The following is a 25,381-nucleotide window of genomic DNA, read 5'->3' as shown; positions in this document are numbered from 1 at the left end:
AGACTGAAAAAATTATCCTTGACGATAATTCGATTTATCAGGTAGTACACCTCGGTTTCTTTTTCCCTCTCGGTCTTTTCTTTCTCTTTGACAGAGTAGATTTCCTTAAGAAGTCGAGAGTAAGATTCATCATATCCCCTTCGTTTTCAGCCTGCTCTTTAAATATTAAAAGCAGATGCAAAAGAATGAACGAAGCCTTTTCTCTCGCCTCTTTTTCTTGTACTACACTTTTGTTCTTCGTATGAACAATGTCAATGATCGCTGTCTTNGTGGGTGCAAAAGTAAAACCTTTTTCCGAATCAGCAAAATCAATCGGCGTTTTTTCGCCTGACTTTGAATAAAGGAGGCGTTTTGCCGTCCTTCCCGTTAAAGAGCCCCCCGACCCGCTTGTCGGAAAAACCCCTTCATCCTCGGTAAATCGGTCATGGATCGCTTTTGCGGTCACAAAAGTACTCCTTTTTTCTTTACAGCCAAATCTTTCAAAGAGTTTTTTCCTCAAAAATACCCACAAAACATGCGGAAAAGGAAAGACATCACCCATGAGAAAAACCGAAAATACAGGCATATATAATACGGTTCGCGCGCGCAAGAGAAACAAAAAAGAGCGCAAAAGAAACAGAATGAGAAGAGAAAAAAATTTTTCTACAAATAAAAAAATAGGACCGATAGAGATGATGCTGAGGTACGGAGTGATGTGCGGCAGAAATTTTCTCGTCTGCAAAATTCGTGACATACGACTCGAAAAAACATGGCCTGAGAACTTTTTCGTTTGGGCGCGGGAAAAGAAAAAAAGTGGAACCAAAACGAAAACTTTCCCACTCCGGAAATTCAGAATTTACGAACCGCAATCAATCGGATTGTGGTTCGACTTTTGCAAATCGGACATTCGATCGGTATTCACAAAGACTGCGAAATCCGAATGACATGGTATGAGATTAATGGGATAAGACGGGCGTGAAGCGCATTTTTTCAGTGTTTTTGCACGTTTTTCACGGCAGAATTATTTCGTCGTGTAGGAAAAAGGATGTAATATTGTGAGCCCGCAAAAAGAGAGAAATCCATCAGACTGCAATATCCGCCTCTCTTTCTTTGCCGAAAAGGGTTCAAGCCTGATTTCTTAAAGCATTACATAATGATAACTCCTCAACTAATCGAACCGCGTACTATTGCGGTGATCGGTGCGTCGCAAGATGTGACAAAACCCGGTGGAAAAGTATTACAAAACATTCTGAACGGCTCATTTCAGGGTCGTGTATTGGGTGTAAACCCGAAAGTATCTAACGTACAGGGAGTGGAATGTGTGCCCGACGTGAAAGATCTGCCCCAAGTAGATTTGGCTATTTTGGCTATCCCTGCACGTTTCTGCCCACCTACGATCGAGGTGCTGGTGAAAGAAAAAGGAACCAAAGGAATCATCGTATTCTCTGCAGGATTCTCCGAAATGGGTGCGGAAGGCAAGGCTCTCGAGCGACAAATGGCCGAACTGGCCAATGAAGCCGGAGCTACCCTGATCGGCCCCAACTGCGTTGGCGTAATGAATCCGTTGCACCAATCGGTATTTACCACTCCGGTGCCGGTACTTACTCCTAAGGGATGCGACTTTATCTCCGGTTCGGGGGCAACTGCCGTATTTATCATGGAGTCGGCTCTGAGTAAGGGGCTTTCTTTCTCATCGGTATATTCGGTCGGCAACGCTGCTCAAACGGGTGTGGAAGATGTACTCGAACATCTGGACGAGACATTCGATACTGCCACTTCATCTCATACGCTGCTCCTATATATAGAGACCATCTCCAAGCCGAAACGCTTCCTGAAACATGCCAGATCATTGGTGCAGAAAGGCTGTCGCATTGCTGCCATCAAATCAGGAACGTCTTCGGACGGGGGACGTGCCGCCGCTTCACACACAGGTGCCATGCTCAACTCCGACGTGGCTGTGGATGCCCTCTTCCGCAAAGCCGGTGTAGTACGCTGCTACAGCCGTGAAGAGCTGGCTACGGTGGGTGCCGTACTCCAACATCCGGTACTCACCGGCAAGAATATGGCAGTGATCACACATGCAGGCGGTCCGGCCGTTATGCTGACGGATGCTCTCTCCAATGGAGGTATGTCCGTCCCCCCCATTCCCGAAGAGAAAACTCGCACATTGCTATCGGAGCTGTTCGACGGTTCTTCCGTGGCCAACCCGATCGACATTCTCGCTACGGGAACGGCAGAGCAGTTGTCGAAAGTGATCGATACTTGCGAGAAGGATCTGGATACGATAGACGGTATGGTCGTGATCTTCGGTAGTCCCGGACTATTCGATGTGAGCGATGCTTACGATGTAATACGCGAACAGCAGAAAAAATGCAAGAAGCCGATCTATGCCGTATTGCCTTCCGTGATCAACGCGAAGGAAGGAATGGAGCGTTTCATTGCTCAGGGAGGCATCCTCTTTGAAGAGGAAGTGGCTTTGGCACGTGCCATCTGCAAAGTCTACCAAACACCCACGCCCGAAATGACTGAAGAGAGCGAACTGCCCAAAGCAGCGGAAATCCGCCATCTGCTCGCCGGCAAAAGCGGTATGCTCGGAACCGGCGATATGCTCCGGCTGTTGGATTTGACCGGTATCACTCGCCCCCAAGAGCGTCTGGTGACAACAGAGGCAGAAGCTCTGGACGCAGCACGTAGCATCGGTTTCCCACTGGCTATGAAGGTAATGGGACTGGCACACAAATCCGATGCCGGAGGTGTAATCCTGAACGTTTCGACCGAAGAAGGCGTAAAAGAGAGCTTCGGCAAGCTGATGCAAATCAAGGGTGCCGAGGGGGTACAGGTGTCACAGATGGAGAGCGGCGTGGAAGTCTTCATCGGAGTGAAGAAAGAGGGCGAATTCGGCCATCTGATTACCTGCGGTCTCGGTGGTATATTCGTGGAAGTGATGAAAGATATTCGTTGTGCTTTGGCTCCTCTCAGCAAAAACGAAGCTCTGGAAATGATCCGTTCGCTCAAGTCCTATCCGATCATTCGCGGTATTCGTGGTAAACAGGGTATCAACGACGAAGTAATCGCCGATACGCTCTGCAAAATCTCCCGTTTGCTGGCTGCAGTACCCGAGATTGAGGAGATGGACATCAATCCACTGATGGGACGTGGAGAAAGACTCTCGGCCGTAGACGTGGTAGTTCGTCTGAGCGATGCGAAGTAAGAGATAAAAGAATTTCAAGAACACAGTAAAAAATACCAAGAGATGAATTTTCCAATCGATGAAAAACTGATTCGTGAAAAGCAAGACGAACTGCACATCAAAGACCTCGGCATGGCTTCGATCCGAGACCTGGTCGCTTTGGTGACCAATCTGGAAAAGGCTACCGGCGCCAAATTCTGCCGAATGGAAATGGGTGTACCCGGACTGCCTGCACCTCAGATAGGCATAGAAACGGAGATACAAAAGCTACGCGAAGGTGTGGCATCCATTTATCCCAACCTGGATGGTCTGCCCGAGCTCAAGCAGGAGGCATCGCGCTTTGCAAAACTCTTTGTCAATATCGACATACCGGCACGTGCCTGCGTGCCTACGGTAGGCTCGATGCAGGGTTGCTTCGTATCTTTCCTTGTGGCCAATCGCACGTACAAAAACCGTGAATACGGTACGCTCTTTATCGACCCCGGGTTCAATCTGAACAAGCTGCAGTGTCGCATCCTCGGTCAGAAGTTCGAAAGCTTCGACCTCTTCGAATACCGTGGAGAAAAGTTGCGTGAGAAGCTCGAAAGCTATCTGCAGACGGGACAGTTCTGCTCCATCATCTACTCCAACCCGAACAATCCCACTTGGCAGTGCATGACGGACGAAGAGCTGCGCATCATCGGTGAGCTGGCGACCAAATACGATGTCATCGTCATAGAAGACTTGGCATACTTCGGCATGGACTTCCGTAAGGACTATTCCCGTCCGGGCGAGCCGCTCTATCAGCCTTCGGTAGCCAACTACACGGACAATTATATACTGGCTCTCTCCAGTTCCAAAGCATTCAGCTATGCCGGTCAGCGCATCGGAGTACTCATGATATCGGGCAAGCTCTACGAGCGTGAATATCCGGATTTGGAAGAATCGTTCGGCCGTCTGCGGTTCGGCGAGGCATTGTCGTCATCGGCTCTGTATGCTCTGTCTTCGGGAGCCACTCACTCTGCTCAATGGGGTATGGCAGCCATGCTCAAAGCCTGCAACGATGGAGAATATAACTTCCGCGACTCTGTAATCGAATATGGCCGGAAGGCTCAGATCATGAAGAAAATGTTCCTTGACAACGGCTTCAATATCGTCTATGACAAGGACGGCGATGAACCGCTGGCAGATGGGTTCTACTTCACGGTCGGTTATAAGGGTATGGATAGCAGCAAGCTGATCGAGAAGTTTGTACGCTATGGCATGTGTGCCATCACGCTAAAAACGACAGGCAGCAAGCGCAACGAAGCTATGCGTATCTGTACGTCGCTCCTACCCGAAAGCCAATTCCCTGACCTGGAGAAGCGACTCCAAATGCTCAATGCTGAAGGATAAAGGCATTTAGGACACTATTACCTTCCGTCCTTTCATAAAATTGCCCGACTCTCCCTTTTCGGAGAGTCGGGCAAATTGTATGTTTTGAGAGAGACTGTGCGGTGAGCTTCTCCGCTGACAGAGAAACAGGGATACTGTCCTCAAAAAGTGTACAAGCTCCGATATATTTGGAGGAAAAGTGCTCATTGCGGTTTTTCATAACTTTGCGTTATCTCTGAAAGGAATACACAGAATGATTTTGTACAATATAACATGGGTAACGGAGGCTGCCGTAGAGGAGTCATTGATCGACTATCTTCGCTCGACTTTCATCCCATCGGTCATTGCTGACGGATCTATGCACTCCCCTGCCCTACACCGCATCGAAAAGGAAGCACAGGAAGAAGAAGGCGTATCACTGGCACTCCATTTCCTCGCCGACCAACCGACTAATATAGACGTATATTGGTGTGGTACGGGAGCGAAACATATAGCTACCCTCATCCAAAAGTTCGGCAACAAGGTCATGGGCTTTACCACCACGATGAGGAGAATAGAATTGTAAGCAAAAGATGAGTCCGAAGGAACGCATTATCATGGGAGTAGACCCCGGCACAATACTGATGGGCTATGGGATGCTTCACGTCGTGGGAAATACTCCCCGACTCATGGCTATGGGGGTAATACGTCTGGAGAAATTCGACAATCACTATATCCGTCTGAAACGCATATTCGACAGGATTACAGGCCTGATCGATGAGTTCCTGCCGGATGAAATGGCTATCGAAGCACCTTTCTTCGGGAAGAATGTACAGAGTATGCTCAAGTTAGGGCGGGCTCAGGGTGTCGCTATGGCAGCAGCCTTGGCTCGCGACATTCCCATTACGGAATATGCTCCTATGCGCATCAAGCAAGCAATTACGGGTAATGGCAATGCGAGCAAAGAGCAGGTAGCCGGCATGCTCCAAGGCTATTTACGAATACCTGACGAACAGATGTTACCGGAAATGGATGCCACGGACGGACTGGCAGCTGCCGTCTGCCACTTCTTTCAGACGTCGGGGCCTATGGCTCGTTCGGGCGGATCAGCAGTCAAGAATTGGAAAGACTTCGTCAATCAGAATCCGGATAAGGTACGCCGGTAATCGGAGTGTGTCTTTCTTCGCAACACACTCTTTCAACAGCAAAAGAATTTGATTTTTCGGTAGAGGGATACTTACCGGCGAAATTTGGGCAGAAGGGACTGGGCGACTCGGCGTGTGCTACTGTCCGTCTCGATGAAAGTGGGCAAAGATACTTCTCGATACAATTCGTGCTTTTCCATCACTTCATACAACAGACGACTCATATCCGTAAAAGAAATCTCATCGCGCAGGAAAGCAGCCACGGCAATCTCATTGGCAGCATTGAGCGCACAAGGAGCATTCCCACCCAAACGAATCGCGTCGAAAGCGTAAGAGAGGTTGGGGAATCGTTCGAGATCAGGGCGTTCGAAGGTCAGGGGTGCAGCTGTGAAATCCACCCGTGGATAATCGTTCGGGATGCGGTGGGTAATGCCAAGGGCATAACTGATAGGCAAACGCATATCGGGAATACCGAGTTGAGCCTTGACCGAACCATCGCGAAACTGCACCATGGAGTGTATTATGCTTTGTGGATGTACGAGTATTTCGATCTCGTCGGGTTGCATCTCGAACAACCATTTGGCTTCGATCATCTCAAATCCCTTGTTCATGAGCGAAGCAGAATCGATAGTCACCTTTGCCCCCATATTCCAATTAGGATGGCGGAGAGCCTGTTCACGGGTGACATGCTGCAATTCCTCCGCCGTCAGGTGCAAAAAAGGACCTCCCGAAGCTGTCAGAAGGATCTTCTCCGGCCGCTGTCTCTCGCCTAAAAGTGTTTGGAAAATAGCCGAATGCTCCGAATCCACGGGAAGGATAGGCACCTGATTCTCCTGGGCCAGTCGCATGATGAGTTCGCCTGCCACAACGAGAGTTTCTTTGTTTGCAAGTGCTATCATCTTCCGGGCTTCGATGGCCTTGATCGTAGGCAACAGCCCCGAATAGCCCACCATACCCGTCACAACCATATCGATGTCCGGAGCTGTCACAGCATCGGCAATAGCTTCCGCTCCACACCATACTTTGATAGGCAAGTCGGCTAAAGCCTCTTGTACGAGATGGTATTTTTGGTCATTGGCTATTACGACTATTTCCGGCCGGAATTCGCGTGCCTGTCGGATCAGAAGGTCTACATTATTGTTTGCCGTGAGGAGATAGACATCGAAGAGATCCGGATTCAGACGGATAATATCGAGCGTCTGCGTACCGATGGATCCGGTCGAACCAAGAATGGCTATATTTTTTTTCATAAATCCAGTAGCCCGTCGGGAATAATCATCGTTAGTTTCCGATTTGGCACATCCATCTCTTCTACCAAATCCTCAGCTACGGGTAAAAGGATTTCTTTGCCTTCGGGTGTCGTTATAGACAAAAGGACATTGAATGTACTCTCGTCCACATCATCGATCATCCCCACCGAACGACCTTCTCGGTCGAATACCGTAAAGCCGATAAAATGCTCCCAGGTAAATTCGATAGAATCGGTGTCAAAATATCGCCGTTCCATAAAGAGAGACACACCGGTATATCGCTCTATCTCCTCCTTGCTTTCAATACCGGCAAAGCGGAGCAAAGTAATATCATCGGTTTTCTCACGGTAGCCGATAAGACGGAACGGAACCGGCAGTGCATCCAGCTCGAAAAAGAGAAACAACCGCTCTTCTTCCTCAAAGAGCGTACTCAAATCGGCTGTCAGACGAGCATTGCACTCTCCCTGAACACCATGCGACTTACCCAACACACCAATATGCTCCAATGAATCCAAATCGATCATACAGCATCAAAGGCGAGAGATACGTGCGCCGATAGCATTGAGGCGAGTATCTATGGATTGGTAACCCCTATCGATCTGTTCTACGTTGTGGATGATACTTGTTCCTTCTGCACTCATGGCTGCAATAAGGAGGGCTATACCGGCACGAATATCGGGCGAGACCATAGTTGCAGCTCGCAAGGGAACACGTTTGTCCAAACCGATGATCGTAGCACGATGAGGGTCGCAAAGGATAATCTGTGCTCCCATATCGATTAGCTTATCAACAAAGAAGAGACGGCTTTCAAACATCTTCTGGTGAATCAGCACACTGCCTTTCGCCTGAGTTGCCACCACGAGAAAGACACTGAGCAAGTCCGGAGTAAGACCCGGCCAAGGAGCATCTGCAATGGTCATGATGGATCCGTCCATAAACGTCTCTATCTCATAATGTTCCTGCCGAGGAATAAACAGATCATCGCCTCGTTGCTCCACTGCAATTCCCAAGCGGCGGAATGATGCAGGAATGATACCCAGATCAGGCACGCTGACATCCTTGATCAAAAGCTCGGAAGCCGTCATGGCAGCCATTCCGATGAAGCTACCCACTTCGATCATATCGGGCAGCATCTTATGCTCACAGCCATGCAAGCTCTGTACTCCTTCGATACGAAGCAGATTGGAGCCGACACCCTCGATATGCGCCCCCATACTAAGCAGCATCTTGCAAAGTTGCTGCAGATACGGCTCACAGGCAGCATTATAAATAGTGGTAATACCATCAGCAAGGACAGCAGCCATTAGGATATTGGCAGTACCCGTCACAGAAGCTTCGTCCAGCAGCATATATGTACCGGCAAGCCGGCTTGCAGTCAATTCATAGGCCTGCATATCGGAATGGTAGTCACATGTGGCACCTAACGCCTGAATACCTACAAGATGAGTATCTAACCTGCGGCGGCCGATCTTATCGCCTCCCGGTTTTGGAAAAATAGCGTAACCGAAGCGACCAATCAGTGGCCCCACGAGCAGCACCGAACCGCGGAGAGCACGGCTTTTCTCAAGAAACTGCTCGCTTTTGATATAGTCGAGATTCACATTATCGGCTTGGAAAATACAGGTATCACGGGTGGGTCTTTTTACCTTGACCCCCATGTTTCGAAGCAGGTCGATCAGGTTGTTCACATCCAATATATCGGGGATGTTACGCACCACAATCTCCTGATCGGTCAATAGCGTAGCTGAGATGATCTGCAAAGCTTCGTTTTTTGCACCCTGGACAAGAATCTCACCCTTGAGACTGTTGCCCCCTTCTATTACGTAAGAAGCCATAGCGATAATGCGTTTTTAAGTTGTCCGTATAATTTATTTCCGCCGGAATACCTTGTTCCGTTTGGCGTTGTTATTGTCCTTCCGATCCGAAGCATTCGGTATTGTCAGACGACAATTCTCCTCCGTCAGCTCTATGCGTCCTTCGGAAAGTTCGTACAAATCCTTGAATATCTTGTAGTCATCCACCGTATCTTTGTTCCACGTCAGATACGAACGCTTCATCTGGTTGGCGATGAGCAACTCCAGTGCATGACGCTCTTCTCCCTGCTCCATGGCACAAGCCTTGAGGATCATTTCCTGTATGAGATGGCCGTAGTGCCGATATACGATGTCGTTGGCTGAGTAGCTTACGGCTTTGGGCCTCCGTTCGAGCATTTCCGGACTGATGATTTCCATCGGATAATCGATATCCAACTTGAATCCGGACATGATGGCTAGATGATCCCAAAGAATATGTTTGGTCTCACCGTTTTCCCGCCGTTCAGGAAACATGTTTCCCATAATTGTAATGATCGTCTGTGCACAGCGATTCCGTTCGTCACGATCGTCGATCGTCATGCAATAGTTTACCATGTTTTGGATATTCCGTCCATATTCCGGAATAGCCAATGGTTCCATTTTACTATTATAATTCATCCTCTGATGTTTGTAATTCCTAACACTCTTTCAGCCGCTTTGCCATAGCCGCCGATTCTATTTCATAGCCAGGCTTGTTCAGTAGAGCAAACATATTGTTCTTATAACCTTCGACCCCCGGCTGATCGAAAGGATTCACCCCCAGCATATAGCCACTGACGCCTACAGCTTTTTCGAAGAAATAGAACAACTGCCCTATGTAATAAGCATCTAATCGCGGCAAAACGATGCGTATATTAGGGACTCCCCCGTCCACATGAGCCAGTCGGGTACCCAATTCAGCCATCTTATTTACTTCGTCTATACGCTTTCCGGCCAAAAAGTTAAGTCCGTCCAAATCCGCCGAGTCGGAAGGGATCATCAAGCATGTATCTTGATTTTCCACGGAAATCACTGTCTCGAATATCGTACGTTCGCCCTCCTGCATCCATTGTCCCATGGAATGGAGGTCGGTAGTCAGATCCACAGTTGCCGTGAAGATCCCCCTACCCTCTTTGCCCTCGCTCTCACCGAAAAGCTGCTTCCACCACTCTCCGATATAGTGCATTTTGGGATGGAAATTGGCCAATATCTCTATCTTCTTTCCTTCGGCATACAAAGCATTGCGAGCTGCTGCGTATTGTAAAGCCGGATTATCCGAAAAAGGAATGTCTGAAGCCGTCATGGCTTCCATATCGGCTGCACCTTGTACCAATCGACGGATATCGAAGCCGGCTACAGCCACGGGGAGCAATCCCACAGGAGTAAGAACGGAGAAACGTCCTCCCACATTGTCGGGTATAGCGAAAGAGCGATAGCCCTCTTCATCAGCCATACGCCTCAGTGCTCCTTTGGTCGAATCGGTAACGGCCACGATCCTCTCCCGAGCATCTTGGGATCCAACCTGGAACTCCAGCAAACCTTTCAACAGACGAAAAGCAATAGCCGGTTCGGTAGTCGTTCCACTTTTGGAAATATAAATGATACCGAATCTCTTATCACGTAGGAAATGCAGCAACCCAGAAAGATAATCTTCACCGATATTATTACCGGCATAGAGCACCACAGGGTTCTCCCTGTCCGAGCGATATGCTTCAAAACTGTTTTGCAATGCTTCGATCACAGCCCTTGCTCCGAGGTAACTGCCCCCGATACCCACGTTTACTACATAGTCGCAACGTTCTCTGAGGATAGCAGCTGCAGTCTCTACCGCATTCAACTCCTCTTCCGTGATGGAAGATGGTAAATGAACCCAACCGAGGAAATCATTTCCGCGGCCGGTACCCTTATCCAACATGGCATTGAACATCTCAGCTTCTTCTGCATAAGGCGTAACAGAAAAACCTGTTTTAGACAGATCCAATCGGATTCTTTCCATTAGCGTATTCGGTATTTAATGTGCAACGAAATTATTTGAAATGTGCCGTCAGAGCAGTAATGGCCTCGGCAGCATCTCGCTTCTCGTACAATACCTCGTACACCGTATCCATGATCGGCATATTGACCTGATAGCGTTTGTTTACCTCCCTTACACACTTGGCCCCATAGTAGCCCTCTGCTATCATCTCCATCTCCATCTGAGCGGATTTGACACTGTATCCCTTTCCTATCATGTTGCCGAAAGTACGATTGCGACTGTAGTTCGAATAAGCTGTCACAAGGAGGTCGCCCAAATATACCGAATCCGTGATCTCTCTTTCCAAGAGGTGGACGGTATTGACGAAACTATTCATTTCAGCAATGGCATTCGACATCAGGACAGACTGAAAGTTGTCGCCATACTGCAGACCGTTGCATATTCCGGCGGCAATGGCATAGACATTCTTCAGTACCGAGGCATATTCGATGCCTACTACATCCTGACTGGTCGTACAGCTCACATAATCGTTGCGTAGTACGTTTGCCATGGCTTTTGCCTTATTTATGTCGAAGCAGCCTACCGTCAGATATGATCTGCGCTCTCTGGCCACCTCCTCTGCATGGCAAGGGCCGGAGACTACACCTATCAGTTCGTTGGGGACATCGCAGAAATCGTGCAGATATTCCGATACCAAGACATTCTCATCCGGTACGATCCCCTTGATAGCATTGATAATCAGCTTGTCGCGCATGCTGGACGATCGAACGCGCTTCAGATAGGATTTGATGAAAGGCGAGGGAGTGACAAGAACCACCACATCGCTGGCTCTAAAAAAACTGTTAAGATCCGAATCGGTAAAAAATGAGATTTTCCGAGGATCGAATACGGCATCGCGCAGATAGTTCGGATTGCGCCCCGTACGCTTAATGCCCTGCGCCTGCTCCTCGCGGCGCATAAACCAATTGATGGATGGTTGAGAGGTCAATATGATTTTGGCCAGAGCCGTAGCCCAACTGCCACTACCCAATATTCCTATTCTCCCGATTCCCCCCATGATACTTTAATTATCCAGATAAAAAAGAATAGCCGCACGGAAGAGCAAGAGCCTTCCTATTCGCACCGCTATCCTTGTACAATCGTTACTCATACGGGGCTTCCTGCCAAGCCGAAACGGTTTCCAGATTCAAACCGGCAAGCCCCATCTTATATTTCTTATTGATGTCCATCAGCTGCTGCATCACCTTGCCCGGTTTATCCTCTCGCATCGACTGTACGGTAAGATAGCCGGCTTTATGCAATACAGGTACCCACTCTTCGGGAACGCCACAAACGGCGAACTTCTCTTTCGTATCCCGTGGAGCCACCTTCTCAGGCTTCATCTGTGGGAAAAGGAGTACCTCCTGAATACTCTCCTGCCCTGTCAATAGCATGACCAAACGGTCCATACCGATACCCATACCGCTGGTCGGCGGCATACCGTATTCAAGGGCACGGATGAAATCGTTGTCGATATACATGGCCTCGTCATCGCCTTTCTCGGATAGTTTGAGTTGTTCTTCGAAACGTTCTCGCTGGTCAATCGGGTCGTTCAGCTCCGAGTAGGCGTTGGCCAACTCCTTGCCATTGACCATCAGCTCGAATCGCTCTGTTAGCTCCGGATTGGTGCGGTGTTCCTTTGTCAGAGGCGACATTTCCTTCGGATAGTCTGTGATGAAAGTAGGCTGGATATAGTTCTTCTCGCACTTATCGCCGAAGATCTCATCGATGAGCTTGCCTTTGCCCATCGTCTCGTTGTGCTCTACGCCCAGCTTGTCGCATACCTGACGCAACTCGGCCTCGTTCATTCCACTGATGTCGATACCCGTATGCTCATGGATGGCTTCGATCATGGTCACTCGCTTGTAGGGAGCCTTAAAGTCAATCAATTTCTCGCCCACCTTCACCTGAGTAGTACCCAGCACATCCATACAGATGCGTTCGAGCATCTGCTCCGTAAAGTTCATCATCCAGTTGTAATCCTTATAGGCCACATAGATCTCCATGGCCGTGAATTCAGGATTATGCGTGCGGTCCATCCCCTCATTTCGGAAATTGCGACTGAATTCATACACACCATCGAAACCGCCCACGATCAGACGCTTCAGATACAACTCGTTGGCGATTCTCAGATAGAGCGGAATGTCCAGAGCATTATGATGCGTGATAAAAGGACGTGCAGCTGCACCTCCCGGGATCGACTGGAGTACGGGTGTATCCACTTCGATGTATCCGCGCTCGTTGAAGAAGCTGCGCATCGAATTGAATACCATCGTACGCTTGAGGAAAATGTCTTTGACATGACTATTGACGACCAAATCTACGTATCGCTGACGATAGCGTTGCTCCGGATCCGTGAAGCCATCGAAGACCTCCCCATCTTTTTCTTTTACCACAGGAAGAGGGCGGATAGCTTTCGACAAGAAAGTCATCTCCTGCACATGCACCGATATTTCTCCCATCTGAGTGCGGAATACATACCCTTTCACTCCGATGAAATCACCTATATCCGTACACTTCTTGACCACCGTATTGTAGAACTCCTTGTCCTCACCCGGACAAATATCGTCCCGAGTAATATAGATCTGGATACGTCCCTCCGCATCTTGCAGCTCCATGAATGTAGCTTTCCCCATGATACGGCGGCTCATAATACGTCCGGCAATGCTTACCTGACGTTTGGCGGCATTCTCATCGTCATTGAAATTCCTTTTGATCTCGGCAGAATAGGCATTGACGGTATATTCCGCTGCAGGATATGGATCGATCCCAAAATTACGCAGTTGCTCTAAGCTGTTACGGCGTACGACTTCTTGTTCCGAAAGTTCGAGTATGTTCATGCAAAACTTCTAATTTATATTCCCCCTGCAGCAACTCGCCTGCTCTGCATACCGAAACGATCGGAGCCATTCGTCCGAGGGGGAAAAACCTTGGTTCACAAAGGTAACTTATTTCTATCAGATACGTTCCAGAACCAAATCGATAAGGCCCTCTATACTTCCCTGATAGGAGGTATTCATCTTTTCGGATTTCCTACCTGCGATGATACAACAGACGGTGACGGCCTCGTGCCCCATCAGGGCAGCCAGACCGGCCAAAGAGGAGCTTTCCATTTCATAGTTCGTAATACGGCTACCATTGAAGTCGAAAGCCTGTATCTTCCTATTCAGATCCTCGTCTTTGAGAGGTAAGCGCAGGCGACGCCCCTGCGGTCCGTAGAAGCCATTGGCTGCAATAGTCACGCCTCGCAGGATGTCCTCTCCACATATTCGATCCGTCAGCATCTTGTCAGCCGGTATCACGTAGGGTTTCAGCCCTTCGATTTTCCACTCCAGTTGGTCCTGAAGTGCTGCTTCGAAAGCTGCATCCCGTATCTTCTCCGTATCGCTATAGAAATACATGACTCCATCGAAGCCGATGCTTCGCTCCGCAGCCACATAAGATCCTATGGGCGTATTGTCCTGCAATCCGCCCGAAGTCCCCACCCTTACGAGTGTGAGTTTGCGCAGCCGATCCTTCACCTGACGGGTATCGAAGTCTATATTGGCCAGAGCATCCAGCTCATTCAAGACTATATCTATATTATCAGAGCCGATGCCGTGGCTCTGCACCGTGATACGCTTGTCGCCATACCACCCCGTGACGGTGTGGAACTCCCTACTGGATACATTGCATTCGATACGATCGAAACGAGAGGCGACCGTATCCACACGAGCAGGATCACCTACCAATATGACCTTATCGGCCAATTGTTCGGGGCGAATATGCAGATGAAAGACCGAACCGTCCGCATTGATGATCAGCTCGGAGGGGGGAATCGTTCTTTTAGTTTCCATAAGTTCGTTAATGTTTTAAGAGGTGAGACACGTAAGATCACTCTCGAAAAGACCGGCGTGGTTGGCCTAAAAGCTATGTCCGGCTTGCAACTCTATGTTTCTGACTTCCTTTTCCATTCGGCCGACTTCCTCTTCCAGCGGAGGAATGGCATTTTCGAGACGAAGAATCTCCTGCTTCATGCCGTTTCGCTCCGAAGCCGATGCTCTTCCATACAGGAGTCGCAACTCTTCCAGACGGGTGGCCGCCTGTTCCAATTTTCTTTTCCGAGCCATCGCATCCTGATAGAGCGACTTGGCTTCGCTGCTTCGGAAGTCGCTCCAACGTGTATAGATACGCATCCCCTGCATAGGGAGATAAATCTGTCGTTCGGAAGCCTTCTTCTCTGCATCGGTGCGGCTGTCCCGAGCCGATGCGATCAGACGACTGTAGTCTCGCTCAGGGTCTTGCGTTGCTTTTATGCTCTTGAGGGAGGCGTACGCCCTTTTGACGGCCATATCGTCGGTAGCCACAGGACGTCCCTCTTCATTGACAACGAAGGTATAGACAGTGACAACATCCGCGGGACAAAAACGGTCACTGGCAAAGAAGCCGATCCCACGCAATTCATCGTACACCAGCAGATAATCGTTGTAAGGGGAATTGAAAGGCATACCGAGCAAAGTAGGCTCCAGAAAAACGCCATCTTCCAAATCGCGACGGGTCATATACAGATCATATCCGCCTATTCCATCGGGTCGATCACTGGCAAAAAGAAGGGTAAAACCATCCGCCCGTAACGAAGGGAAGTTTTCATTGAATCGGGAATTGAGTTTTTCGAGGGGTATCGCATTGCCCCATTTGCCACCGATCCGGTGGGCTTCATGCAGACTGTAAACTCCATCCTCTCCTTTCTCCGTCATGATGGCATGGTCGCCACGTCCATTGACAAAGGAAGTCGCCTCCCCTCGGTTTCCTTTCATCCATTCGAGCCGACCGTTATCGGCTATGAGATTGTAGGCCGACAGAAGATCGGCTTTATTCGTCCGTACGCTGTCTATCACCTCCACCCATTCGGCTCTGTCCAGCAAGCGCACAGCTCGTCGCATACGGTCTATTCGGGCATCTACGGAGACTGTTTCCTGTTTTTTCTTCACAAGAGCAGCCTTCTGTTTTTCCAGTGCAGCAAGAGCTTCGGAGAAGAAATACTCCTTGGCATAAGCATCCGCCAACATCTCATAGGCATCGCTCCGCCGGCTTACGGCCACACGAAGGGGAGCAATAGCTTCCTCGTAGCGTTCTGCCTTGTACAGGAGGAGTCCCAGCATATAGTTATTATCGGCATGCTTGGGATTTTTGGCCACCAACTGTTGGGCTATGGGCAAAGCCTTGTCATAACGTCCGCTATCGATCAGGAGACGAAGTTCCGAAACGCTTTGGGCGGAGAGCTGCTTGCCTCCGATAATGGAAATCAAAGCAAAGAGAGAGAGAATTATGGAACGACACATCATTTATTGTACTTAAAGAATCTTTGCTATCGTTTCATTTGCAATGCAAAAGGATATCCTTCATGAGACAAAAGATTGCCGAGCACGCATGCCGAACACTATCGACGTTGCAACACGATACTATACAAAGATAGTGTTTATTGCCCACATGCAGAATCCGATCGTTCCCAGGCCCAGGGTTATCGCATTTGGATTTATCGAATATCCTTGAAAGAATATTCAAACACCTGAAAATCAATGATGTTTTTCTTTGTTCATGTAGCTTGCATTTTGTATATTTATATCTGATTTCAAGCGACTTAACTAACATTTTGGCTGCAATGATTTATGGAAAATATCTTTCAATTCCTTTCAACTGTTCCGGATCGAGACCTTTGCACGGCAATTAGTCTGTATTTTGTTTATTAATTCATTGTTTAATAGGAAGTTATTTATTATATTTGAGTATTAAAAACAGTATAATATCCTTCCCATGGCATACCAATCCAAGAACACCGATGAGCATGTAACATTTGCAGACGCACTCCTTTCAAAGCGTTATCGCAAAGCACAAAACGACTTCCTCAATCAGATTGACAGGCTTATTGATTGGCGTCCGATTCGGACGCTGATCAACAAGAAATACACGAAGCGACAAAATGCCATCGATGCTCCTGCCTATGATGTGATTCTCTTATTCAAGATGTTGCTCCTGGAGATATGGTATAACCTCAGTGATTGTGCTCTGCAGGAGCGTATCAATGATTCAATCACTTTTTCCCGATTGTTGGGGTTGAAAATGGAAGAGGTTTCTCCCGACCACAGCACCATCAGTCGATTTCGTTCGGCACTGACCGAACTAGGCCTGATGGACAAACTATTGGTGCAGTTTAATAAGCAACTTTCCCTCCATCACATTTCGGTAAGGGAAGGGGTACTTGCCGATGCAAGCCTTGTGGAGACGCCATATAAACCCCAGCGCAAAATCTCACCCTGCTGGGATTTTTTGCTACTTTTGTAGAGCGATAAGGTGCTCTCGGCAGTTTAGATGGCAGTATATCAGGGAGAGCTTGTCTATCGAACAGAACAGCTTTACGAACGTTTACTAACTACTTAATAGCAACAGATATGATGCACGCTGACTTCTCTCTTTCTATACCGTCATTAGGCGGATTACGTCCGGCTTATACAAGTATATACTACCCCGACATGAGGACAGAGGAGATTTTATTCCATGAGGAATAAGCAAGAATAGGCATTCGATAGCTTCTATAACATATAAGGCACCCACCCGATTTATGAGAGAATCAGGTGGGTGCCTCTGTTTTATCAGCTTACGATATGGCGTTTTGGGGGCTGCGATTTATATACAAATCATTTTCGATTTCTATATATATTGAAAACGATTTATATATAAATGAGAAACGATTTATATATAAATGAGAAACGATTTATATATAACTGGAAAATGGTTTATATATAGATCGTTATTCGATATAACGAGAAAGGTATTTCGATCTGAAAAAGGTGTATTTCCATCTCTTTTGCATCATAATCAGACTTCTTAGAGCCGGCTTATTTGGAATGATTCTAAACTCGTCTTCGCTGTTGAAATCTTTTTTGACACCTATTTTTCGGTCACAATACCGATTATCTTAGTTGCTTTTATCCCTGAAATTCTACACTCTTCTGCCTACATCGGAGCAGAGGTGGAGGCATTTTTCACTTCTGTTTTTCCTGTTCTATTTGGGTTTCGCTCGAATATCTTCGTGCTTTTCCATTGCCGAGGCTATAGCGGATATTCAGCGAGACGATGAAGGAATTCATCCGCCCATCGCCGTAGGTAACCGATCGGTAGCCCTCTATGTCTATTTCCCTGAATGTCCTCTTCGATATCAGATTCGTCGGCAATCCGAACATGAGTGTGGCGGAGCACTTATTGTCGAAAAACATCCTGTTCACCCCACAACCAAGCAGCTCTTCCTGGAAGTATTCTCTCCCCTGCAACAGTGGGAGCCAATCATAACGGAGGTAGTAGTTCGACACGAGATTTATCTTGGCTTTCGGCAGGGCGTAGACGAGCTGGGTATCGAAAGTATAGGTATAGCCGTATCGCTTGTCGTCGGGTGTCTTGTAACGGGTGTACCATTGGTAATTGGCAAGAGCCGTCAGGTTCAGGCCCTCGGCCAAAGTATAATCGCCCTCGATGCTGAAATAAGCATGCCGGTATTTGCTGTTGGTCAGCGTCTCGACGAAGAGACCATCGGGCATACGCTCATAGAAGAGGGTTATATCGTCGTCCGATATTTTGTGCATATAAGTCAGTTTGAACAGCCTGCCGAGCTGTAGCCGGGCTTCGGCATAGTGCATAATCCTGGCCTTCAAATCGGGATTGCCTTGGTGGATCATGTATGGGTCCACCTGCCACTGAGCGGTGGAGAGTTGGTCCAAAGTGGGGTAATCGACCGAGTTGAAATAGTTCAGCCTCAGACCGATGAAGTCGATCGGTTGCCAATAGAGCTTCAGATAAGGGATAAAGGATGAGACAGTACGGTTTTCTCCCCTTTCACTGTTTCTGATAGTCAGCAAGCTGCTGCCTGCCGATAGTTCGAATCTCCTGCCGGAGCTGTACTCGAAACCGGCATTGAACCTGTTGCGCAAGTCTTCGGATTGGAAAGAGAAATCGTGTGCAGTCTTTTCCCGATTGACATAGCGACGCCAAGTAAATGTATTGTCCAAGAGGAGTTTCCATTTGGAAGAGACCCCGTATGCCATATTTATACTCTGTGCGAAATAATCCTTACGACCTCGGTAGGCTTTTTCGGACAAATAATCCTCTCCCAATCGGTAAATCCGTTCTTCATCGACATGATAATGGTTGTACAGCAAATCGGCCGTCAGATTCATTTTTGCGGATATTGTCCCCTCGTAGGAAGCCCTGACGGCACTGCTCTGTGCTTCGTAGCTGTTTCCCGACAGTCGAAACTTCTGTGATGGAGTTCCAGGGATGCCCGTGAATAGGAGATGATCGTCTTGCTCTTTGTACTTATCCAAATCCACTCTTGTTTGGAGCGATACGATATGAAGAGGAGTAAGCCGATAATCAACACCCATATTGATCATTCCGCTGTGCCGCCGACTGCGCATATTGGGATCATAGAGGTCGATATCCGCTGTCTGCTCTGCGTAGAGATCTCCGTATCGCTTTTCAAATGCGGATACATCGTATAGATGTCTGTGGCCATATTCCGCTGAGCCGTACACGTTCCACCGATTCATAGACCAAGTGGCATTGACGGCAACGTTCTCCCGATTGGTATACTTATACCTAAGCGAGGACATAGCCGTAAGGCGTGGTGCTATGTCCCAGCCGACATAGTCCTCGAACAACTCCAGATTGACAATAACGGGATAATCGGCATATTTCCCTGTCGGATAACGGATAATCTCTACCTTCTTGATCCGTTTGGGATTGATGCTCATGGCATATTGAGGCTCCACTTCCTGACCGTTAACGACGACCGGTACGTTGCCTTCATGACCGATTTTGACCGCTTCGGTAATCCAATCGGTACGTATGCCGGGGATTTTATCCAAGAGTCGGGCACTGCTTATCGCACCTTTTCTCAGTGAGTCGGTTATCATGATGGTCTCTTTCGTGGCTCCCGTACGCCTCAAAGCGACAGTGACGGAAACGGTCTCCAAGTTCATGACAGCCTCGTTCATCAGGACTTCGCCCATATCTCCCGTAAGGCCATCAGGATTCTCCAGCACACGATCTTCGTAGCCCACGTAGCTGATATGCAGCCTGATCACATGCTTAGCTTTAATGACGAATCGCCCGTCCTCATCGCTTATAACCCCATCGATCATCGCAGAGTCTTTATTATAAGCTCTTACGCCTGCACTTTGGATCGAAATACGGGTCTTGGCATCCAAAATCACGCCTCTTACCTGCGAATACAGAGATAGAGGGAGCAATGTCAGCAAAAGAGAGAATAGGATTGCTCTCGTCGGCATTATTCGCTTAGAATACATTTTGTTCGGCAGGTGAATTAGTTTTACAGAAAATACGACTACCATAAAATGCGGCAAGAGGAAATTACGGTATTTTCTTACTCCAAAAATACAGACTTCAAGCTAGAATAAGCCCAATAGCAGCAATAAGAGTAAAGTTTTTGAAGAGTTATTTCTTTCTGTCATTGTCCTCATAGAAATAGCTGTCGTATCATTAGCGCAACTTTTTTTCTTGCCGGAAGCAAAAGAAAAACCGCCCACCGAACAGAAAAGGCTGTTCAATGGGCGGCCTATTGAGATTATAGAAACTTGCTTAGGCGAGGAATCCGAGAAGGATACCGGCAGCAACTGCTGAGCCGATCACACCGGCCACATTGGGTCCCATAGCGTGCATCAGCAGGTAGTTCGTCGGATCGGCTTTTAGCCCTTCGACCTGCGAAATACGTGCCGAGTCAGGAACAGCCGAAACTCCCGCATTGCCGATCAACGGATTGAGCTTGTCTCGCAAGAAGAGGTTGAGAATCTTCACGAACAAAACACCGGCCATCGTGGCAATGATGAAAGAGAAAGCACCCAAGATGAAAATCTTGATTGAGTTCCAAGTCAGGAATTGGGTCGCCTGCGTAGAGGCTCCGACCGTAACGCCCAAAAGAATGGTAATAACATCGATCAACGGGCCACGTGCCGTCTCAGCCAAACGCCGAGTAACACCGCTTTCTTTCAACAGATTACCGAAGAACAGCATTCCCAGCAATGGCAAACCTGAAGGTACAAGGAAGGTAGTAAGCAGCAGCCCCACGATCGGAAATATCTGCTTCTCCGTAGTAGATACGGCACGCGGTGGTTTCATCCGAATCATACGCTCCTTCTTCGTGGTCAGAAGGCGCATAATAGGAGGTTGGATGATCGGCACCAAGGCCATATAGGAGTATGCAGAGACTGCGATGGCACCCAGCAGATTCGGTGCCAACTTGGAAGAAAGGAAGATAGCCGTAGGTCCATCTGCCCCTCCGATAATACCGATAGCACCGGCCTGATTGGGTTCGAACCCAAGATACAAAGCCAATATGTAGGCACCGAAGATACCGAACTGCGCTGCCGCACCGATCAGCATCAGCTTCGGATTAGCGATAAGAGCAGAGAAATCGGTCATCGCACCGATACCCAAAAATATGAGTGGTGGATACCATCCCTTAGTCACCCCTTGATAGAGGATATTCAGCACCGATCCTTCTTCGTAAATGCCGATCTGCAGACCGGCATCTTTGAAGGGGATGTTGCCAATGAGGATCCCAAAGCCAATGGGAATGAGCAGCATAGGCTCAAACTCATACCGGATTGCCAAAAAGATGAAAAGCAATCCGACCAGAATCATCACCAAGTGGCCGGGCGTGGCATTGGCGAAGCCTGTGTAAGAAAGGAATACCTCGATATTGTTTGCTAAGAAGCTCCCGAATCCGGTCATATCATTAACCGATTATAACGATATCAGAACCCTCAAGGATGGAGTCGCCTTTGTTTACTTTCACAGCAACGATCTTACCATCGCGATCCGCATTGATATTGTTTTCCATCTTCATGGCTTCGAGAACGGCCACTTTCTGACCGATCTTGACTTCGTCTCCGACCTGAACACAAACATCGAGGATGACACCGGGCAGCGGAGACTTAACGCCTGTGCCCTGTCCTCCGGCTGAAGCGGCAGGCACAACGGGCGCAGCAGCTACAGATGCAGCCGTTACGGTCGGACGTTTGATAGCAGGCTTCGATGCTTTTTTCTTCTCAGTAAGTATTTCCACCTTATAGGGAGTACCGTTAACTTCGATGTCTGCCAATCCATCTTCGATACTATTGATAACAACGCTGTATTCGTTACCGTTGATTTTATATTTATACTCTTTCATTGTTTTGTCATGTTTTTAATGTCGTGATTGAATGAGATTATTTAGGAAGTTGACGAAGCATAAGCGTCTTCAAGCTCCAAGCAGAATGACGATGACGCTTGATGGTGAGTCTCATAGGTTCAGCATCATGAGCCTCATAGGTCTCCTGATAGAGAGCCATCGAGATAGCAGCATAGATGCCGTCCGTGATAGCTCCCCGCTTTGCCTTCCCTGTCTTGGGGGCAGCAGCTTTTGCTTTTTTAGCGGGAGCTGCTTTCTTATCTTTTTCTTTCATTGTCTATCGTGTTTACTTGTGAACATATGCCTTTCAATAGGAGACCTTAGTCCGTAAATCTTAGAACTCCATGGTGAATACTTACGCTCCACCCGTCGGATAGTCAATACGGTATTCTCAACATCATGAACGTCATTCTGCGATTCGCTCAGAGCCATACAGATAGCAGCAGTAACCTCACCGCTAATACCAGTGCGAGTAGCCGAACGCATGCGCAGGCCTGCACCGGCCTCGATAGCTCTACGATTGGATATCCGAATCGAGAGAGAACCGATGAACCAAAAGACAAAGGAAAGCACCAACAGACCGGAGAAGACAACCAACATAGCTGTCAGCGTCATAATACCGCCCTGAGGATCAGATTCCTTCAGGCGATCTATTTTGCTGTTCGAATCCAGAGTTACGTTGTTAGTGCTTGGTGTAACCTTTGGCAATATATCCCAAACAGAAGTATCCCCCATCGCTCCTACCCCATCAACCAAACGCCCGTAGCTTCTATCCACAGGGATGCCGGCAGGAATACGGATGCTGTCGATGATCGTTCGTCCGTCAGCATCCACCAACGCAATGAGGGTGGAGACTTCGGGATCAAGGGTGAAGTTCAGATGGAAAGTTCCTTTGTCAGGATCGTTATCTGCCCAAAAGAGTAGATGCTGATGCGGTTTTATCGCAGTCATAACATCCCCTTTGGGGATCATATACTTCTTCAGCTTGGATAGATCATCGGTCAAATAACAACCTTTGATGTCCACCGTAGCAGCCGAAGAATTGTATATTTCAATCCACGGCTTATGATTGCCATAGCTGTCCTGATAGTTTTGCACATTGAGGGGCATCACTTCATTCAAACGAAGCTGTGATGCCTGCTGGGCAAAGAGCTGTCCGGAGGCTATGACAAACAAAGTCAGAAGGATATGGCTAAACCTGCTAATATTCATGATCGATGCACTAAGCTCCTCTTGTACCAAGGATATTAAAGAGGCACATTGTCGTGTTTCTTAGCCGGAATAGTTTGCTTTTTTGTACGAAGCTGTTCAAGAGCACGAATAATGCGGAAACGAGTATTGCGAGGCTCGATTACATCGTCCATATAGCCATAAGAGGCTGCGTTGTACGGATTGGCGAAAGCCTGACGATATTCTTCTTCCTTTTCCAAAGCTGCTTGCTGCGGATTCTCGGCTGCTGCTACCTCTTTGGCAAAAATTACTTCCACAGCTCCGCTCGGACCCATCACTGCAATCTCGGCAGAAGGCCATGCATAGTTGATGTCACTACGCAGGTGCTTAGAACTCATCACAATATAGGCACCGCCGTATGCCTTGCGCAACGTAACCGTTACCTTGGGCACAGTAGCCTCACCGTAAGCATAGAGCAACTTGGCTCCGTGCGTAATCACACCATTGTACTCCTGACCTGTACCCGGCAAGAATCCCGGCACATCCACCAGAGTAACCAAAGGAATATTGAAAGCATCGCAGAAGCGGACGAAACGAGCAGCCTTGCGTGATGCATTGGAGTCCAGACAGCCGGCCATCACCTGTGGTTGGTTGGCTACGATACCTACGCTCTGGCCATTGAAGCGAGCAAAACCAACAATAATATTCTTGGCATAATCACGATGTACTTCAAGGAATTCGCCGTGGTCTACGATAGATCCGATCACTTCGTACATATCGTAAGGACGGTTAGCCTCGTCGGGGATGATATGATTCAATGAGTCTTCCAAACGATCGATGGGATCATCACACTCCACATAGGGAGCCTCCTCCAGATTGTTTTGGGGCAAGAAACTCAAGAGGTGGCGAATCAGGCGAAGACCATCTTCTTCACTATTAACGGCAAAGTGAGCCACACCACTCTTGGAGGCATGTACGTCTGCTCCTCCGAGCTGTTCCTGCGTTACATCCTCGCCCGTTACAGTCTTTACAACCTTCGGGCCTGTGAGGAACATATAGCTCGTACCACGCGACATGATGGTAAAGTCTGTCAGAGCCGGAGAATACACGGCACCGCCGGCGCATGGGCCGAAAATGGCGGAAATCTGAGGGATCACACCGGAAGCAAGGATATTGTTTTCGAAGATCTCGCCATATCCTTTAAGAGCATTCACACCTTCCTGAATACGTGCACCGCCCGAATCGTTCAGACCAATCACAGGAGCACCCATACGCATAGCCAGCTCCATCACCTTACAGATCTTGGAAGCAAGCATTTCCGAGAGAGCACCACCGAATACGGTGAAGTCCTGTGCGAAAACATATACCAAACGGCCGTCGATCGTACCGCTACCGACTACGACACCATCGCCGAGAAATTGTGTCTTGTCTATTCCGAAGTTGGTACAACGGTGCTTGACGAACATATCCAATTCTTCGAAGCTACCCTCGTCCAACAGCATTGCTATACGTTCACGAGCGGTGTATTTACCTTTTTGGTGCTGGGCTTCAATTCTTTTTTCTCCACCACCAAGGCGAGCTTTTTCACGCAATTGGATCAGCTCTTTTACTCTTTCCAGTTGAAAACTCATATTCTTTTCTAAATAGTTAGGTTTGCTATTTGATGACATACAGGCACACTTGCCGGAAAGCAGTCGCCACTGTCCGGTCCGCCCGTAGGGTCGTTACTGTTATTTATGATCACATACTTCGGTCAGCACACCCATGGTGCTCTTCGGGTGCAAGAAACCGATATTCAAGCCCTCTGCTCCTTTGCGAGCTTTTTCGTCGATCAGCTTAATGCCTTTAGAGGCGGCATCGGCCAATGCTTCGTTGGCATCCTCCACACAAAAAGCAATGTGATGGATACCTTCTCCACGCTTTTCTATGAATTTGGCAATAGGGCTTTCGTCAGAGGTCGGCTCCAACAATTCCAGCTTGGTCTGCCCTACCATCATAAATGCAGTACGCACCTTTTGGTCGGGTACTTCCTCAATGCTGTAACACTTGAGTCCCAATACATTTTCGTAGTATGGGAGGGCTTCTTCGATACTTTTGACCGCAATACCGAGATGTTCGATGTGAGATAGATTCATTGCTCTCTACTTTATTATTGTGTTGACTCTTCTATCATTGTTCGAAGGTCCTAATGCAAAAGCATTTTCGCAAATGTAGAAATTATTCTTGATTGACTGATTAACTATTGACC

General features: G+C 48.2%; 21 protein-coding genes and 1 pseudogene. 6 read left to right on the top strand and 16 right to left on the bottom strand.

Annotation, left to right across the window (positions count from 1 at the left end; genetic code table 11):
* Positions 1–539: 539 nt before the first annotated feature.
* The 5 genes from HQ49_RS12845 (at position 540) to ruvC (ending at position 5,667) form a co-directional block, all read left to right on the top strand.
* The gene (locus HQ49_RS12845) at positions 540–923 is read left to right on the top strand and encodes a DUF1661 domain-containing protein (RefSeq protein WP_152569172.1); all 384 of its coding nucleotides are present in this window, start codon (positions 540–542) and stop codon (positions 921–923) included.
* 209 nt (positions 924–1,132) lie between these two features.
* Positions 1,133–3,190, top strand: coding sequence for an acetate--CoA ligase family protein (locus HQ49_RS09505; protein ID WP_039419671.1), 2,058 nt, complete (start codon positions 1,133–1,135; stop codon positions 3,188–3,190).
* 42 nt (positions 3,191–3,232) lie between these two features.
* Positions 3,233–4,543: a pyridoxal phosphate-dependent aminotransferase gene (locus tag HQ49_RS09500; protein ID WP_039419670.1), complete on the top strand. Its 1,311-nt coding sequence runs from the start codon at positions 3,233–3,235 to the stop codon at positions 4,541–4,543.
* A gap of 232 nt (positions 4,544–4,775) precedes the next feature.
* A complete protein-coding gene (locus tag HQ49_RS09495; RefSeq protein ID WP_039419669.1) occupies positions 4,776–5,087 on the top strand; it encodes a DUF4286 family protein in 312 nt (103 codons plus the stop codon).
* Between the two features lie 7 nt (positions 5,088–5,094).
* Positions 5,095–5,667, top strand: a complete 573-nt coding sequence (gene ruvC, locus HQ49_RS09490; RefSeq protein WP_039419668.1) for a crossover junction endodeoxyribonuclease RuvC — start codon at positions 5,095–5,097, stop codon at positions 5,665–5,667.
* A 71-nt stretch (positions 5,668–5,738) separates the two neighbouring features.
* Here the strand turns inward: ruvC and HQ49_RS09485 are convergent, their stop codons facing one another.
* From HQ49_RS09485 to HQ49_RS09445, 9 genes are all read right to left on the bottom strand, one after another.
* Entirely contained in the window at positions 5,739–6,896 is a 1,158-nt protein-coding gene (locus tag HQ49_RS09485) for a 1-deoxy-D-xylulose-5-phosphate reductoisomerase (protein WP_018965445.1), read from the bottom strand.
* A complete protein-coding gene (gene rimM / locus HQ49_RS09480; RefSeq protein WP_018965444.1) occupies positions 6,893–7,420 on the bottom strand; it encodes a ribosome maturation factor RimM in 528 nt (175 codons plus the stop codon). Before rimM ends, HQ49_RS09485 begins: the two co-directional genes overlap by 4 nt.
* 6 nt (positions 7,421–7,426) lie before the next feature.
* Complete coding sequence (gene murA / locus HQ49_RS09475; protein ID WP_039419667.1) at positions 7,427–8,731, bottom strand: UDP-N-acetylglucosamine 1-carboxyvinyltransferase; 1,305 nt, start codon at positions 8,729–8,731, stop codon at positions 7,427–7,429.
* A 33-nt stretch (positions 8,732–8,764) separates the two neighbouring features.
* Positions 8,765–9,367 (bottom strand): DUF4290 domain-containing protein, encoded by a 603-nt coding sequence (locus HQ49_RS09470; RefSeq protein ID WP_026292270.1) that lies wholly within the window; start codon positions 9,365–9,367, stop codon positions 8,765–8,767.
* A gap of 19 nt (positions 9,368–9,386) precedes the next feature.
* Positions 9,387–10,724 (bottom strand): glucose-6-phosphate isomerase, encoded by a 1,338-nt coding sequence (locus HQ49_RS09465; protein ID WP_018965441.1) that lies wholly within the window; start codon positions 10,722–10,724, stop codon positions 9,387–9,389.
* 31 nt (positions 10,725–10,755) lie between these two features.
* Positions 10,756–11,760: an NAD(P)H-dependent glycerol-3-phosphate dehydrogenase gene (locus HQ49_RS09460; protein WP_018965440.1), complete on the bottom strand. Its 1,005-nt coding sequence runs from the start codon at positions 11,758–11,760 to the stop codon at positions 10,756–10,758.
* A gap of 85 nt (positions 11,761–11,845) precedes the next feature.
* Entirely contained in the window at positions 11,846–13,582 is a 1,737-nt protein-coding gene (gene lysS, locus HQ49_RS09455; protein ID WP_039419666.1) for a lysine--tRNA ligase, read from the bottom strand.
* A 117-nt stretch (positions 13,583–13,699) separates the two neighbouring features.
* Complete coding sequence (locus tag HQ49_RS09450) at positions 13,700–14,578, bottom strand: nucleoside phosphorylase (RefSeq protein WP_018965438.1); 879 nt, start codon at positions 14,576–14,578, stop codon at positions 13,700–13,702.
* A gap of 66 nt (positions 14,579–14,644) precedes the next feature.
* A complete protein-coding gene (locus HQ49_RS09445) occupies positions 14,645–16,063 on the bottom strand; it encodes a tetratricopeptide repeat protein (RefSeq protein ID WP_230587240.1) in 1,419 nt (472 codons plus the stop codon).
* 472 nt (positions 16,064–16,535) lie between these two features.
* On the opposite strand from HQ49_RS09445, the pseudogene HQ49_RS09440 reads away from it, so the two are divergent.
* A pseudogene (locus HQ49_RS09440) lies at positions 16,536–17,033 on the top strand (transposase); the annotation flags it as partial.
* A 731-nt stretch (positions 17,034–17,764) separates the two neighbouring features.
* Here the strand turns inward: HQ49_RS09440 and HQ49_RS09435 are convergent.
* The 7 genes from HQ49_RS09435 to mce all read right to left on the bottom strand — a co-directional run bounded on the left by HQ49_RS09435 (position 17,765) and on the right by mce (position 25,268).
* Positions 17,765–20,062, bottom strand: coding sequence for an outer membrane beta-barrel protein (locus tag HQ49_RS09435; protein ID WP_039419663.1), 2,298 nt, complete (start codon positions 20,060–20,062; stop codon positions 17,765–17,767).
* 310 nt (positions 20,063–20,372) lie between these two features.
* The gene (locus HQ49_RS09430; RefSeq protein WP_018965433.1) at positions 20,373–21,524 is read right to left on the bottom strand and encodes a sodium ion-translocating decarboxylase subunit beta; all 1,152 of its coding nucleotides are present in this window, start codon (positions 21,522–21,524) and stop codon (positions 20,373–20,375) included.
* A 4-nt stretch (positions 21,525–21,528) separates the two neighbouring features.
* The gene (locus HQ49_RS09425; protein ID WP_039419662.1) at positions 21,529–21,963 is read right to left on the bottom strand and encodes a biotin/lipoyl-containing protein; all 435 of its coding nucleotides are present in this window, start codon (positions 21,961–21,963) and stop codon (positions 21,529–21,531) included.
* A gap of 37 nt (positions 21,964–22,000) precedes the next feature.
* Positions 22,001–22,237 (bottom strand): hypothetical protein, encoded by a 237-nt coding sequence (locus HQ49_RS09420; RefSeq protein WP_018965431.1) that lies wholly within the window; start codon positions 22,235–22,237, stop codon positions 22,001–22,003.
* Positions 22,234–23,175 (bottom strand): OadG family transporter subunit, encoded by a 942-nt coding sequence (locus tag HQ49_RS09415; RefSeq protein ID WP_039419675.1) that lies wholly within the window; start codon positions 23,173–23,175, stop codon positions 22,234–22,236. Before HQ49_RS09415 ends, HQ49_RS09420 begins: the two co-directional genes overlap by 4 nt.
* A 35-nt stretch (positions 23,176–23,210) precedes the next feature.
* Positions 23,211–24,764 (bottom strand): acyl-CoA carboxylase subunit beta, encoded by a 1,554-nt coding sequence (locus tag HQ49_RS09410; RefSeq protein WP_039419661.1) that lies wholly within the window; start codon positions 24,762–24,764, stop codon positions 23,211–23,213.
* A 99-nt stretch (positions 24,765–24,863) separates the two neighbouring features.
* Positions 24,864–25,268 (bottom strand): methylmalonyl-CoA epimerase, encoded by a 405-nt coding sequence (gene mce / locus HQ49_RS09405; protein WP_004584034.1) that lies wholly within the window; start codon positions 25,266–25,268, stop codon positions 24,864–24,866.
* Positions 25,269–25,381: the final 113 nt, after the last annotated feature.

The organism is Porphyromonas gulae (assembly GCF_000765945.1).
GTDB classification, from domain to species: domain Bacteria; phylum Bacteroidota; class Bacteroidia; order Bacteroidales; family Porphyromonadaceae; genus Porphyromonas; species Porphyromonas gulae.
This window is presented reverse-complemented; position numbering and strand designations above follow the sequence as displayed.